Consider the following 14,662-nt stretch of genomic DNA (forward strand, 5'->3'; position numbering starts at 1 on the left):
ATGTCACTACAATCGCTTACGCAAAACCAATAGTATGACCAAACATATACTGAGCGGTATTAAAGCCTATTTTGGCACCTTTAAAATCATTTCCCAATTGGGACTCTGGAGGTATTTTTTCATTCCCATATTGATCAGTTTAGTAATAGCCGTTATAATTTTCACCTCTGCTTATGGGCTATCCGACAATATTGGCGGATTTCTTTCACAATGGTGGATTTGGGACTGGGGAAAGCAAACAGTAAACTTGATCAGTGAAATCTTTGGTGGTCTTATAATTATTGTGTTTGGCTTTATTTTGTACAAACATATTGTCATGGCACTATCCGCGCCTTTTATGAGCCCAGTTTCAGAAAAAATAGAAACACACTTATTGGGAAACACGGCAAAAAAACATAGAGATACTACTTTCGGGGAACAATTATGGCGCGGAATCCGTATCAACCTAAGAAATCTGATTATGGAAATTTTGTTGACCATCCCTATTTTATTAATCGGTCTAATTCCAGTTATTGGATTGGTTTCAACTGTGCTTATATTTATAATACAGGCCTATTATGCTGGTTTTGGCAATATGGACTATACTTTGGAACGACATTTTAAATACGCAGAAAGTCTAAATTTTGTTCGAAAGAACAAAGGCATTGCCATAGGCAACGGAATTGTGTTTATGTTCTTTCTTTTTATTCCTGTAATTGGTGTAATCTTGGTGCTGCCACTATCGGTTACAGCGGCAACCATAAGGACGGTAGAACTATTGAACGTGGAAAAAGAAATTGGTTAACCGAGGACCTGCAAGGTTTCAAAAACCTTGTAGGTCTGAAAACTGAAAAAATGATTGTTCCAAGGCAAAGGAGCAAAACCTACAAGGTCTCAAAGACCTTGCAGGTTAGGTAACCAAAAGAAAGCAACACAGGACCTGCAAGGTTTCAAAAACCTTGTAGGTCTAAGGACAAGAAACCGAAAAAATAATTGCCCGTCGGCAAAGGAACAAAACCTACAAGGTCGGATAGACCTTGCAGGTGTAGCCATCAACAGGATTCGATCGCAAAACCAGGACTGGCAAAATCCCGAAACCCGGGACCTACAAGGTTTAAAAACCTTGTAGGTCTAAAACATGAAAAAAATGAAACTCGAAAAACTCGAAAAAGACCACTACTATCATATTTACAATCGGGGAATAAACGGTGACCTAATATTTAAATCCAACGAAAACAAAAGCTACTTTCTAAAGTTGATTAATAAGTATTTGTCCAACAAAATTACTATTCTAGCCTATTGTTTAATGGACAACCATTACCATTTGGCAATCCAGGTAATTGAAGAAGAAAAAAAGGTTACCCAATCATTTTCAAATCTTTTCAATGCCTATGCCAAAGCATTTAATAAGATGCACAATAGAACGGGTAGTCTCTTTGAAAAACATTTTAGAAGGATTAAAATTGGTGACACTAATTATTTGCGGAACCTGATAATCTATATCAATACCAACCCGGAAAGTCATGGAATCACGGAAGATTATAAAACATACAAATATTCATCTTATCAGACCACTATTTCCATTCAGAACAGCACCGATTCAGTGCCAATAGCAAAGGAAGAGGTAATAAATCTTCTTGATGATCTAGGGAATTTTGAATATTTGCATGAGCAAAAAAGAAGCTTAGGTCTTGACAATTTGAATTGGGATTCATGACATGCCAGTCAATAGGCTGTCAAGACCTGCAAGGTTTCAAAAACCTTGTAGGTCTAAGGACAAGAAACCGAAAAAATAATTGACCGTTGGCAAAGGAACAAAACCTACAAGGTCGGATAGACCTTGCAGGTTGAGAAGAGCTGCCTCAAAGACCTGCAAGGTTTAAAAACCTTGTAGGTCTAAGACTAAGAAGGGAAAAGAAAAAATAAACATGAAAGAAAAATTTTACACATACATTCAACAACTACAGGATAGGATTACTGCCAAATTGGAAACCGTAGACGGCGAAGCCAAGTTCAGGGAAGACCTATGGGAAAGACCAGAAGGTGGCGGTGGACGATCAAGGGTCATAGAAAATGGAGCTGTTTTTGAAAAAGGCGGTGTTAACATTTCTGCTGTTCACGGAGCCTTGCCACAAAGCATGCAAAATTATTTTGGCGTTAAGGATGCCGATTTTTTTGCCTGCGGACTCAGTCTTGTCATACACCCAATAAATCCTATGGTTCCCACCGTTCATGCCAATTGGCGCTATTTTGAAATGTACGACAAGCAAGGCAAATTGGTAGATCAATGGTTTGGTGGCGGACAAGATCTTACCCCTTACTATTTGTTTGATGAGGATGCCAAGCATTTCCATACAATTTGCAAAAAGGCCTGTGATAAGCACAATCCAGAATTCTATACTACCTATAAGGCTAAGTGCGACAATTATTTTTGGAATGCACATAGGAACGAAGCCCGGGGCATAGGCGGATTGTTTTATGATTACTGTAAGGCCAACGCAGGGATGTCCATGGAAGATTGGTACCATTTTGAAACCGAAGTGGGCAATAGTTTTTTAGAGGCCTATATCCCCATTGTAGAAAAACGAAAAGACTTGTCCTATACAAAAGAGCAGCGGGATTGGCAAGAAATTCGGAGAGGGCGTTATGTGGAATTTAACTTGGTGCATGACAAGGGTACACTCTTTGGCTTAAAGACCAATGGCCGTATTGAAAGCATACTCATGAGCCTACCTCCCCATGTGCAATGGGTATATGACCATCAACCAGAAAAGGGAAGTGAGGAAGAGCGTTTATTGAATGTTCTTGCCAAACCCAAAGACTGGGTATAGCAATCCTAATCCTAAGATTATGAGTAAAAAAGGCAAAGAAAAAAATACGGCCAACAAGGCAAAACATACCAAGCTCCTTAACAGAAAGAAAAACAAGCTTAAGAAAGAAAAGGAAACCCGGAAGGAGCGGCTTAAAGCTATTTTTGCACAGCATCGGGAAAATGACAATAAAGAGAATATGAATTAGTCTAATTAAGGCATTGGAACCATAATTACCAACGGAAAAAACCAAATTAACAAATGCTATGAATTGTCCCTGTGGATCCAATAATTCCTACGCCCAATGCTGTGAAACAGCTCATAAGGACCTGTCCAAGATTACCACTGCAGAACAAATGATGCGTTCCCGCTATTCGGCCTTTGTACTGGCAAATGGCAACTATTTAATGGATAGTCACCACTCCTCTACTAGGCCCATTAAAGAAAGGAAGTCGATTGAAGCTTGGACAAGATCCGTAAGCTGGATCAGATTGGAGATTTTGAACCGTGAAAAAGGAGGAATAAACGACCAAAGGGGTACCGTTACTTTTAACGCTTACTTTTTTGAAAATGGCAAAGTTGAAGTCATTCATGAAAAGTCGGACTTTGTAAAAGAAAACGGACTCTGGATGTATTTGGGGTTGGCGGAATAATAGTTAGGATTAACCTATTCGAATTATAGAATATAGGCCATGTTCCCTTATCTTTGAATTTTAAAATAAACTAGCAATGTACCCACTTAGAAGAAACAGAAGGCTCCGTACCAATGAGGCCATAAGGGCACTGGTCCGTGAAACCATTATCTCTCCAAATGATTTTTTAGTGCCAATTTTTGTGGTAGAAGGCCAAGGAATAAAGGAAGAAATTGCATCCATGCCCAATTACTACCGCTATAGCCTGGATTTATTGGAAAAAGAAGTCAAAGAACTTTGGGCTATGGGCTTAAAATCTGTGCTTCTCTTTGTTAAGGTGCCAGACCATTTAAAGGACAATAAAGGCAAAGAGGCAGTAAACCCCAAGGGTTTAATGCAAAGGGCAATTAAAACGGTTAAAAATGCCTGTCCAGAGATGTTGGTAATGACAGATGTAGCCTTGGATCCCTACTCCTCATACGGACATGACGGAATTGTGGTAGACGGAAAGATCGTTAATGACGACACGGTCGAGGTTTTGGCCAATATGAGTATAAGCCATGCCCAAGCTGGGGCCGATTTTGTTGCGCCCAGTGATATGATGGACGGTAGGATATTGAGCATTCGTGAAGCCTTGGAGGATGAAGGGTTTTTAGACACAGGAATTATGAGTTATAGCGCCAAATATGCCAGTGCATTTTATGGCCCCTTTAGGGATGCTTTGGATTCCGCTCCCGGTTTCGGCGATAAAAAAACCTATCAAATGGATTATGCCAATAGGTTTGAAGCCATTATGGAAACGGAAATGGATATCGATGAAGGTGCAGATATCGTAATGGTAAAACCAGGTCTTTGCTATTTGGATATTGTAAGGGAAATAAAAAACGAAGTTGATGTTCCCGTAGCTGTGTATCAGGTTTCAGGGGAATACGCCATGATAAAGGCGGCTGCCGAAAAAGGCTGGTTAGATCATGATGCAGTAATGATGGAACAGTTAACCGCCATAAAAAGAGCCGGCGCCAATATCATTGCCAGTTACTTTGCCAAGGATGTAGTCCGTGTATTGGGACAATGAACCATTCAGGCCATGACCTATCATTATTTTCAAAGGGATATTATGGAACCTCAAACTATCTTCTACCAAAAATGAAAAACTTACTTTTTATATTTATTGGTCTTTTTATGAATTCTGTACATTCCCAGGACATTACCATCCCCACCTTTTTAGAAAAATGGGACAACTCCAAAACCTATTTAGTGGCTTTGGCAGAGGCCATGCCCCATGAAAAATTTGATTTTAGGCCTACGGAAAGACAAATGGGGTTTCAAGATCAATTGCTGCATATAAAAAGCAATATGGAATGGCTTGGCAGCACTTATTTCGGAGGCCAAAAACAAGATAAAACCAAACCGAACACATCTAAATTAACAAAAGAAGAAACGATTAAATCGCTGATTGAAGGATTTGATGAGGTTAGTACTATTCTAAAAAATACCCCATCTTCTGCACTTTTGGAAAAAGTTGAATTCTTTGCAGGCAAAAAAACTAAATTGCAAATATTAAATTTGTTGCAGGACCATGTAACCCATCATAGGGGCCAATTAATAGTTTATCTAAATCTCAATAATATAGAACCCCCAAAATATGTGGGTTGGTAACTAGTCAGTAATGAAAAAAAGTACTTCCGCATCAATTATTATACTAATTAGTATATTTTTTAATATACAACTGGCAGCCTCTCAAGTTGGGAATTCTGAGGTACTTGGATACGCAAATCCGTCAGAGGTAGGAATGGATTCTTTACTTATTTACCCCAAAATAGACTCCATAATGACCTTTGCCATTAAGGGAGAAGCCTTCCCGGGAGCAACGGTTTTGGTAGCCAAGGACAACAAGATCATCTTTCACAAGGCCTACGGATTTCATACCTATGACAGTATACAACCCGTAGGTTTAACGGATATATATGATCTGGCATCAGTTACCAAAATAATGGGGCCTCTTCCCGCCTTAATGAAATTGCACGATGAGGGGAAATTTGATTTGGACACACCCTTTAGCAGCTTATGGCCAAAATGGAAAAATAGAAAAGATAAAAAAGACATTACGATAAGGGAAGTTTTTGCGCATCAAGCAGGGTTGGTCCCTTATATTATCTTCCTACAGGAAGTGATGAAAAAAAATGGCTCCTTAAAAACAAGATTTGTCAGAACATCAGCCAACCATCGATTCGGTACCAGGGCCTATGAAAATATTTATATCAAGGATAGGTTTAAAAACAAAATATATCGCCAGATCAATCGCTCCAAGGTATCTGATATAAAAAAGTACAAGTATTCCGGGCTTACTTTTTTACTCTATCCCGAAATAATTTCAAGATTGACCAATACGGATTACGAAACCTATTTGACCCAAAATTTTTATGCGCCTTTGGGGGCAACTACTTTGGGATTCAATCCCAAAACCAAAAACTATCCTAATAAAATTGTTCCTACTGAAATTGACACCTTGTTTAGACATGAACTGACCAAAGACTGGGTCCATGACGAAAACGCTGCACTTTTGGGTGGGGTCTCAGGAAACGCAGGTCTATTTGCATCGGCCACGGATTTGGCGAAAATGATGCAGATGTATATGAATTATGGTTCTTATGGAGGTAAGCGATATTTATCCGAAGCCACAGTGAAGGAATTTATCAAAGTTCAATATCCTGAAAATGATAACCGGAGGGGATTGGTTTTCGATAAACCCGATCTTAATAATCATGAACTTACTTTAGCGGATTCCTATCCTGCTCCCAGTGCCAGTCCTGACAGTTTTGGACATAGTGGGTTTACCGGCACATTTGTATGGGCCGATCCCCAAACCCAATTAGTTTACATATTTTTATCCAATCGGGTATACCCCAGCAGAGCCCATGCCAATATTTATAAATTTAATATTCGCTCCGCGGTGCAGCAGGTGTTTTACGACGCCATAATCGATTGAGTTAAGAATATCTTATTTTATTAGTACATTAGTATTTAATACATTTTTATGGGGTTACTTATATTTTATGCACTTATATCCATCCTAGTATCCTTTCTATGCTCTATTTTGGAGGCGGTATTGTTAAGTGTTCCACAAACTTTTATCAATCTTATGAAAAAGGAAGGCAAATCCTTTGCCCAGGAGCTGGAAACCTTAAAAAAAGATGTGGATAAGCCCCTCATTGCCATTCTCACCTTAAACACCATAGCGCACACTGTTGGTGCAATTTTAGTGGGAGTGCAGGCAAAAGTTGCTTATGGTGAATTATATGGAAATGCCACAAAATCCATTTTAGGTATAGAATTTACAGAGGCTGCCATGGTGGGGTTGGTTTCCACTATCATGACCATTCTTATCCTGGTGGCCTCTGAAATAATCCCAAAGACCATAGGTGCTACCTATTGGAAGCAATTGGCACACGCTGCAACAACTTCCCTAAAAATAATGGTGTGGGCCCTTCGCTGGACCGGAATTCTCTGGGTACTGCAGCTTTTTACAAGACTTGTCGGAAAAAAAGGTGTTCATGGAAGTGTATTTAGCCGGGAAGATTTTAGTGCCATGACCGATATTGCCCACGAGGAAGGGGTATTTCAAGAATCGGAATCCACCATAATTAGAAACCTCCTGAACTTTGACGAAATTAAGGTAAAGGACGTCATGACCCCTAGGGCGGTGGTAAAAATTGCCTCGGAATCTACCACCATCAAGGAATTTTATAATGCCAATCCCAATATGCCATTTTCCAGAATTCCCGTTTTCAGCAAAAAAATGGATAATATCACGGGGTTCGTTTTAAAGGACATGATTTTGGAGGAAATAATACAAAAAAATGGCAGCGCACCTCTCTCGAGCATTAAAAGGGAAATATTGGTAAGTCACCGACAAACTCCGATTCCTGAGTTATTTGAAACCTTTATTTCCAAAAGGGAGCACATTGCCCTAGTTGTGGATGAATACGGTTCCATTAGTGGGGTTGTAACTATGGAAGACATATTGGAGACCCTATTGGGCCTTGAAATAATGGACGAAAGCGATAATGTGGAAAACCTACAACACCTGGCACGTAAAAATTGGAACGAAAGAGCCAAACGTTTAGGTATAATTCAAGGAAAGAAAAATCAGGAATAATGGAGACCGTGTATATAAATACGCCTTTGGGTATTGCAAAAATTGAAGGTGATGAAAATGGTTTGATCTCCATCACCGTTTTTGATACTGAAGAAAAAGTGTCGGATATCATTCCGGAATTGCTCGAAGATGCTGTGTATCAATTACAGGAATATTTTGAAGGCTCCCGAACCGAATTTAGTTTAGCACTTAACCCTGAAGGAACAGATTTTCAAATTAAGGTCTGGCAAGCGCTACAACAAATTCCATATGGGAAAACAGTTTCTTACCTTGAATTGTCCAAGGCCTTGGGCGATGTAAAAGCGATTAGGGCCGTAGCTGCTGCAAATGGTCGTAATCCATTATGGATTGTTGTGCCATGCCATAGAGTCATTGGCAGTGATGGATCCCTTACGGGATATGCCGGCGGATTGCATCGTAAAAAATGGCTTTTGGAACACGAGAGCCCCTTAAAACAACAATCACTTTTTTAATTTTTACAGACCCTCTAGTTTGTACTAAGACCATTTTATTGAGTTTTTGGGGACAATGAGGTCCTACATCGATAAAGTTATGTTCTTTATGGAAGCTTCCCTAAACTGGATTTAGGATTCATGGCCGAACACCAACCAAGTGGTCGGTTCCGGTATTGTTAACTCTCCTAAAGACCCGGTCAAAAAATACATCTATTTCATTCGTAGAATATTAGAAATATGAGTTCTAAATTTGTTTGTATATTTATATCTCTAGGTTCTATTATGGAAATTATGTTTTAAAAAACATTGGATGTTACACAAAATTAACTTGGAGCACATACTCTTCTTGGACATAGAAACAGTCCCTGAAGAGGAGAATTTTAATGAGTTGGACGAGACCAAAAAAGAACTTTGGGAATATAAGTCCCGTTACCAAAGAAAAGGCGAATTTTCGGCTGAAGAATACTACGACCGGGCCGGAATTTGGGCAGAATTTGGAAAGATCGTTACAATTTCCGTGGGGTATTTTAATTTTAAAGGAGACAACCGGTACTTTAGGGTAACCTCATTTTATGGGGAGGAGCCCAAGATTCTCAAAGATTTCAAAAATTTATTGGATACCCATTTCAATCGCCCGCACCATCTTTTGTGCGGCCACAATGGAAAAGAATTCGATTTTCCCTATATCGCCAGACGTATGATCATACACAAAATAGATTTGCCCAATAAGCTGGACCTTTTTGGCAAAAAACCATGGGAAATAGCACATTTGGACACTATGGAGCTTTGGAAATTTGGGGACTATAAGCATTATACCTCACTTAAGTTAATGGCCAATATATTAGGGATTCCTTCGCCAAAAGAGGACATAGACGGCAGTATGGTAAAAGCTGTTTATTATGAGGAGAAGGACTTGAATCGCATAGTTAAATATTGCGAATTGGATGTAATAACAACGGCCCAAGTGTTCTTGAGGTTGCGCAATGAGGAACTACTGAATGACGATGAAGTTAAAAGAATTTAAAAAAGTCGAAATTGATCCATTATAGATTAGGACTTATAGAACTTAATGGATTTTGACCCTTCCAGATCGGCCAATGTCAACACATATAAACCAGCGGTTAAATCTGCGATATAAATTTGCTTTTGTTCCGCTTTCCCTGATCTTACCACTGTACCGTTAAGGGAAACTATTTTATACATGGCATCCTCGGAGACATCCCCATTTATGGTCATCGAAGTCTGTACCGGATTGGGGAAAATAGAAAACTGCACTTCTAAGGTCAAGGTTTCATATTCCATATAATCAACAAGTTCGGTTTCTGTTCCTTTGAAGGTAAAGTACAACTCATTGCTATATTCGGAACTAATATTCTCGGAACAATACGTTTTCACCCTAAGAGAATAGTCCATTCCATCAACCAAATTTTGTAGCTTAATAAACGAATCAAAGGTGGTTTCTACATTCCATTGGTCCGCACCTTTCTTTTTGTATTCTACTTGGAACAGTGCATCCGTGTTCGCTGACCAGTTAAATGTTGCCCCAGTTTCATCGGAATTGGTCAATTCAATATCATCTGGTGTACTAAGAACACAATCCGTAAGGGCAATCCCAGTAACAATAATGGAAAAATTCTGAGGGCCTTGGTCCAAGTTGTTTTTATGGGTTATAGTAAGGGTGTATTCACCCTTGGCATTCTGAATGTCTATTTTTTCAAATGGATCCACTTTATTGTCGCCGTTAACAGCTGGTGCATCTGCCTTGGCCGCATTAAGTTTCCAAGGCAAAAAAGTCTTGCCGTCCTTAGTGATTTTAATGTCCAAATCATTCACCAGGGCAGCTGACATATCGTTTAAAGTACCGGAATTAACCGCTCCTGTAGCAGGATCAGTCCAAGAAATAGAAGCCGATAACGGCTCTATTCCATTAGCAAGTAATTGATAGGACTTGGTTTCACCTTGCGAAAGAGTCTCTTCTGAAATCATGGCTGAAAATCCTATGTTGGCTATTACCTCTACAGCAGATTTTGAGTTAATTACACCCCAACCCATTTTGTAATCGGGACCTGGAGCATCCACATCGTCAGCACTGTGCAATACCAATCCTTTTAAAGTAGCTGCCCTCATAAAACTACCTTCCATTTGTTCGTGATATTCTTGGATCAAAAGCATAGAACCGGTTACGCCAGGTGCAGCTACCGAAGTTCCATTAGCGGTCTCATAGCTTGTGTCATTATCATTACCGGTAGTGTAGATATTGGTGCCATATGCAGCAATGTCCGGCTTAATACGACCATCATCAACAGGTCCAAAACTGGAATAGGAAGTTACTGAGGCTCTTAACAATTTCCCCTGATCATTGGTTTCAATATCGGCTGCGGCAACTGTAACACCGTTTTTAGAAGTTGCAAAACCCAACATCAAATCAAAACCATTGGATACCGAACCAAAAATAGGAGCTTCATTATCTTTACTCCTTTGAGAATTACCGGCAGCAGTCACCATTAAATAATAAGGAGCATTGTACATAATCTTATCCCAATCCCTAGAAACTTGGATATAAGATCCAAAATACCAATCCGGCACACGGCTGGACATAATTCCATAAGAGTGGTTGGATAATAGCAAACCGTTGGCTGCCATTTCCGCAACTTCAATTTTATCTCTTCTCCAGTCATTGGAAACAGCCTTAGCCTTATACGCTACCCCTTTTGATTTCTTATCCAATCCCGAGGCTACCATAATACCGGTAACCCTGGTAGCGTGTGAATCTACTATTTCACTCTGATCCAAAATCTGCACCCTATTGTCAAATTCTTTATGATTTGTTAATACAGCTCCGGCGTCCCATACTCCGACCAACATGTTCTCTCCATTAATACCTAAATCCAATAAACCATTATCATGTAAGGCGTTTGCCCTTGTAGCGTTATTTATTTCTGTACTGAAGGTACTGTAATAGAGGGGAGCTCCATCATCTCCAATGGAGGTAAGTTCACTAAAATTTCCGTCTTCCAATCTTTCAGTTAATTTCCAACCATTGGCTTTGGCCGCCTGTAGCAAGGTATTGTTCTCTTTGGTGAAATTGCTTTTTAGGTCATTTGTAAACACCCCTAATTTTGAGCTACGGTACTTATCCTTTATAATATGGATTTGTTTCTCTGTTTGTGCAAACGAAATATTTGCAACAAAGCCAAGAGCAACTAAAAGAAGCCACTTGCGAATCTTAAACGATGTTGGAGGTACGTAAGACATTTTATTTAGTTAGGTAAGATTTGGACTACAAATATACCGTAACGAAAAAATATAATCGATTAACACACCTTTTTATTCGATGAAACACACTGTTTTGTTGTGAACAGCTAAAAAAACGACATGAACGCTTCCCTTTTAAATGAAAACAAATTAGGAATTGTACTTAAATTGTACGTAAACGGGGAAATGATCACTAAATCCGCCCATATATCTTCTGCCAACATAGGTCCTATGAGGATTGCCCTTGTACTTGCCTTTGAACTCGGTCAAGAAGGATTCATCAAAAATATTGGCCTCACAAAAACTATGGGTACCTTTTTCATAATTGAAAAAATTATGGGAAACGATAATTTGATCAAAAAGACTCCATGACCTTCTGTAATTGGCACTCCCCCTATCTGGAGACTTCAATGTTTCCATGGGATTATGTAGCTTATTGCTACTCATCAAGGTTTGAATACTGGCGGAGGAGGGACCGTCATTAAAATCGCCCATTATAATATAATTGGGATTTTCAACACCTACTTCGATCTGCACCATATAGTCATTAATGGTTTTGGCCGCGGCAATACGCTTATAATCCGTTTCCACCTCGCCATTCCTTCTGGATGGCCAATGATTTACAAAAACATGCACCTCTTCCCCATTGAGAATACCATAAACATATAAAATATCCCTTGTTGTATCTCTTTGCCCGGTTTGGCTATAAACAATCAAAGGAATGGCTTCCGAGCTTATAACTTCAAAATTATCCTTATTGTAAAGTAAGGCATTATCTATCCCCCTTTCATCTGGAGAATCATAATGAACATAATGATAGTTGTACCCGTTTAATGGATCTGTTGCCAATAAATCCTGGACTACCTTTTCATTCTCAACCTCGGCCACCCCAACCAAGACCGGCGGAAGTCCGGTGGATTCACGCCCAATTTCCCCAATAGTTTTTGCTAGTTTGGATAGTTTATTTTGATAGCGCCTTGGGGTCCACTTTCTAGATCCGTTGGGAGTAAAGTCATCGTCCAAAGTATCTGGATCACCTACGGTGTCGAATAGATTCTCTAAGTTATAGAAAGCTATAGTGTGCAGGCTATTTACCGATTTCTTCTTAAAAAATGAAAAATTCATTCAAAATTTTTAACCGTTTGCTAAAATACAAAAATCCCTTGGCAAGTATTGATTAGATTTGTACTTTAAATAAGCATATGCTAGAGAAGAAGAACATAGAATACGAAAAAGTGGTACTCATTGGAGTAATGAATAAGGACCAGAATGAGGAAAAGGTAACTGAATATTTGGATGAACTTGAATTCCTTACCTACACTGCCGGTGGAGAGGTTTGCAAACGCTTTGTACAACGAATAGACTTGCCCAACCCGAAAACCTATATTGGAAGTGGTAAAATATTGGAAGTGGAAGCCTATGTTAAGAGCAATGACATTGGGTCTGTTATTTTTGATGACGAACTTACCCCAGGACAACAGCGTAACATTGAAAGGCTATTGAAATGTAAGATTCTAGACCGTACCAGCCTAATCCTGGATATTTTTGCCCAAAGGGCACAGACGAGCTATGCGCGCACCCAAGTAGAATTGGCCCAATATGAATATTTACTCCCTAGACTTACTGGTTTATGGACTCACTTGGAGCGACAAAAAGGGGGTATTGGCATGCGTGGACCTGGTGAAACTGAAATAGAGACCGATAGGCGTATTGTTCGTGACCGAATTACCCTCTTGAAGAAAAAGTTGCTGAAGGTAGATAAACAGATGGAGACCCAAAGGGGAAATCGCGGGGCACTGGTCCGTGTTGCCTTGGTAGGGTATACCAACGTTGGCAAATCTACCCTGATGAACGTTATAAGCAAGAGTGATGTCTTTGCAGAAAACAAGCTGTTCGCAACCTTGGACACTACCGTTAGGAAAGTAGTTATAGGTAACCTCCCTTTTCTCTTAAGTGATACGGTTGGATTTATAAGAAAACTGCCAACACAATTGGTAGAAAGTTTTAAAAGTACATTGGATGAAGTGCGTGAAGCGGATCTTTTATTACATATTGTTGATATTTCCCATCCAAATTTCGAAGAGCACATTGATTCAGTAAACCAAATTCTGACGGAAATAAAAAGTTCGGACAAAAAAACCATTATGGTCTTTAATAAAATAGATCAATTTGAACATAAAACCATAGATGATGACGATTTGATTACGGAAAGAACCAACAAACACTTCACCATAGAAGAATGGAAAAATACCTGGATGCGGCGTGTAGGTGATAGGGCCTTATTTATTTCGGCATTAAATAAAGAGAATTTGGAGGAATTTAGAAAACGTGTTTATGATGAGGTTAGGGACATTCACATTACACGATTTCCATATAACAACTTCCTTTATCCAGAACATTTGGATGAATATTAATATAGGCCACCTCGCTAATTCCATCTAAATATTATTTTTATAAATTATTTATTGTCATGGCAGCAAGTAGATAAAGGTATTGAATATCAATACCTTTTGAATATTTTCCTTAAACTGGATGGACAAGCAAAACTTACCCATATCCTAAAGTACTGGTCATTACATAAAAGAGTTTTGTTGGAGTCATAATTTTGGCTAACTTTAAGACAAGGAGATACTTCCCCGACCATTAACAACTACATATTGGAAGAGAACTATCATAAATGGTATTCACCTAATCTGGGCAAAGAAATGGAAATGATGGTTTATGGCCATTGGGGCTATCCTTTGTTAATTTTTCCAACTACCAGGGGAAGGTATTACGAAAGCAAGGATTTTCACTTAATAGAATCCATTTCTTGGTTCATTGAACAAGGTAAGGTAAAGGTTTATTGCTTGGACAGTATTGATGAATTCAGTTGGTATAATAGATCTATACACCCCGCAGACCGCGTTAAAAACCATATCTGGTACGATAAGATGATATTAGAGGAAGTAGTTGCCAAAGTACAGCATGAATCCCCTATAGGCAAGGTGGCCGTTTCCGGATGTAGTTTCGGAGGTTACCAAGCTGGTAATTTTGCCTTTAGGCATCCAGAAAAGGTAAGTCATCTCTTTACTATGAGCGCAGCCTTTGATATAAGGGACCAAATGGACGGATACTATGACGATAATGTGTATTTTAATAATCCCGTTGATTATTTGCCAGGCACGTCCAATCCTGAGCTTTATAACATGAAAATCATTTTAGGCACCAGTGAACATGATATTTGTTTGGGAGCAAACCTTAAAATGTCGGAAATTTTAAAAAATAAAGGTATCGACCATTGGTTGGACAATAGACCCAATGCCAGTCATGATTGGCCCATATGGAGAGAAATGCTTCCCCACTATTTATCGCTAATGTAAAATTTAACAC

General features: G+C 39.2%; 15 protein-coding genes. 13 read left to right on the forward strand and 2 right to left on the reverse strand.

Annotated features, from left to right (window positions below):
- Window positions 1-34: 34 nt before the first annotated feature.
- From CWD91_RS00865 to CWD91_RS00915, 11 genes are all read left to right on the forward strand, one after another.
- Window positions 35-784: an EI24 domain-containing protein gene (locus CWD91_RS00865; RefSeq protein WP_103439066.1), complete on the forward strand. Its 750-nt coding sequence runs from the start codon at window positions 35-37 to the stop codon at window positions 782-784.
- Between the two features lie 342 nt (window positions 785-1,126).
- Window positions 1,127-1,696, forward strand: a complete 570-nt coding sequence (locus CWD91_RS00875) for a transposase (protein WP_239985602.1) — start codon at window positions 1,127-1,129, stop codon at window positions 1,694-1,696.
- Window positions 1,697-1,907: 211 nt separating this feature from the next.
- Window positions 1,908-2,810 (forward strand): oxygen-dependent coproporphyrinogen oxidase, encoded by a 903-nt coding sequence (hemF, locus tag CWD91_RS00880; RefSeq protein WP_103439068.1) that lies wholly within the window; start codon window positions 1,908-1,910, stop codon window positions 2,808-2,810.
- Between the two features lie 19 nt (window positions 2,811-2,829).
- The gene (locus tag CWD91_RS22755; RefSeq protein ID WP_192877617.1) at window positions 2,830-2,997 is read left to right on the forward strand and encodes a hypothetical protein; all 168 of its coding nucleotides are present in this window, start codon (window positions 2,830-2,832) and stop codon (window positions 2,995-2,997) included.
- 58 nt (window positions 2,998-3,055) lie between these two features.
- Window positions 3,056-3,442, forward strand: coding sequence for a YchJ family protein (locus CWD91_RS00885; RefSeq protein WP_103439069.1), 387 nt, complete (start codon window positions 3,056-3,058; stop codon window positions 3,440-3,442).
- A 76-nt stretch (window positions 3,443-3,518) separates the two neighbouring features.
- Window positions 3,519-4,496, forward strand: a complete 978-nt coding sequence (hemB, locus tag CWD91_RS00890; protein WP_103439070.1) for a porphobilinogen synthase — start codon at window positions 3,519-3,521, stop codon at window positions 4,494-4,496.
- Window positions 4,497-4,567: 71 nt separating this feature from the next.
- Entirely contained in the window at window positions 4,568-5,080 is a 513-nt protein-coding gene (locus tag CWD91_RS00895; RefSeq protein WP_103439841.1) for a DinB family protein, read from the forward strand.
- Between the two features lie 10 nt (window positions 5,081-5,090).
- On the forward strand, window positions 5,091-6,410 hold the full coding sequence (locus CWD91_RS00900) for a serine hydrolase domain-containing protein (protein ID WP_103439071.1): 1,320 nt from the start codon (window positions 5,091-5,093) through the stop codon (window positions 6,408-6,410).
- Between the two features lie 48 nt (window positions 6,411-6,458).
- A complete protein-coding gene (locus tag CWD91_RS00905) occupies window positions 6,459-7,580 on the forward strand; it encodes a CNNM domain-containing protein (protein WP_103439072.1) in 1,122 nt (373 codons plus the stop codon).
- Window positions 7,580-8,053 (forward strand): methylated-DNA--[protein]-cysteine S-methyltransferase, encoded by a 474-nt coding sequence (locus CWD91_RS00910; RefSeq protein ID WP_103439073.1) that lies wholly within the window; start codon window positions 7,580-7,582, stop codon window positions 8,051-8,053. Before CWD91_RS00905 ends, CWD91_RS00910 begins: the two co-directional genes overlap by 1 nt.
- Before the next feature lie 292 nt (window positions 8,054-8,345).
- Complete coding sequence (locus CWD91_RS00915) at window positions 8,346-9,059, forward strand: 3'-5' exonuclease (RefSeq protein ID WP_103439074.1); 714 nt, start codon at window positions 8,346-8,348, stop codon at window positions 9,057-9,059.
- A gap of 26 nt (window positions 9,060-9,085) precedes the next feature.
- Here the strand turns inward: CWD91_RS00915 and CWD91_RS00920 are convergent, their stop codons facing one another.
- A complete protein-coding gene (locus CWD91_RS00920) occupies window positions 9,086-11,290 on the reverse strand; it encodes a S8 family serine peptidase (protein WP_103439075.1) in 2,205 nt (734 codons plus the stop codon).
- Between the two features lie 150 nt (window positions 11,291-11,440).
- Entirely contained in the window at window positions 11,441-12,415 is a 975-nt protein-coding gene (locus tag CWD91_RS00925; protein WP_103439076.1) for an endonuclease/exonuclease/phosphatase family protein, read from the reverse strand.
- 77 nt (window positions 12,416-12,492) lie between these two features.
- Here CWD91_RS00925 and hflX point away from each other — a divergent pair, with 77 nt between their 5' ends.
- On the forward strand, window positions 12,493-13,704 hold the full coding sequence (gene hflX, locus CWD91_RS00930) for a GTPase HflX (RefSeq protein ID WP_103439077.1): 1,212 nt from the start codon (window positions 12,493-12,495) through the stop codon (window positions 13,702-13,704).
- A 243-nt stretch (window positions 13,705-13,947) separates the two neighbouring features.
- A complete protein-coding gene (locus CWD91_RS00935) occupies window positions 13,948-14,652 on the forward strand; it encodes an esterase family protein (protein WP_103439078.1) in 705 nt (234 codons plus the stop codon).
- Window positions 14,653-14,662 lie beyond the last annotated feature (10 nt).

The sequence above is a fragment of the Arenibacter hampyeongensis genome (assembly GCF_002909255.1).
Taxonomy (GTDB): Bacteria; Bacteroidota; Bacteroidia; order Flavobacteriales; family Flavobacteriaceae; genus Arenibacter; species Arenibacter hampyeongensis.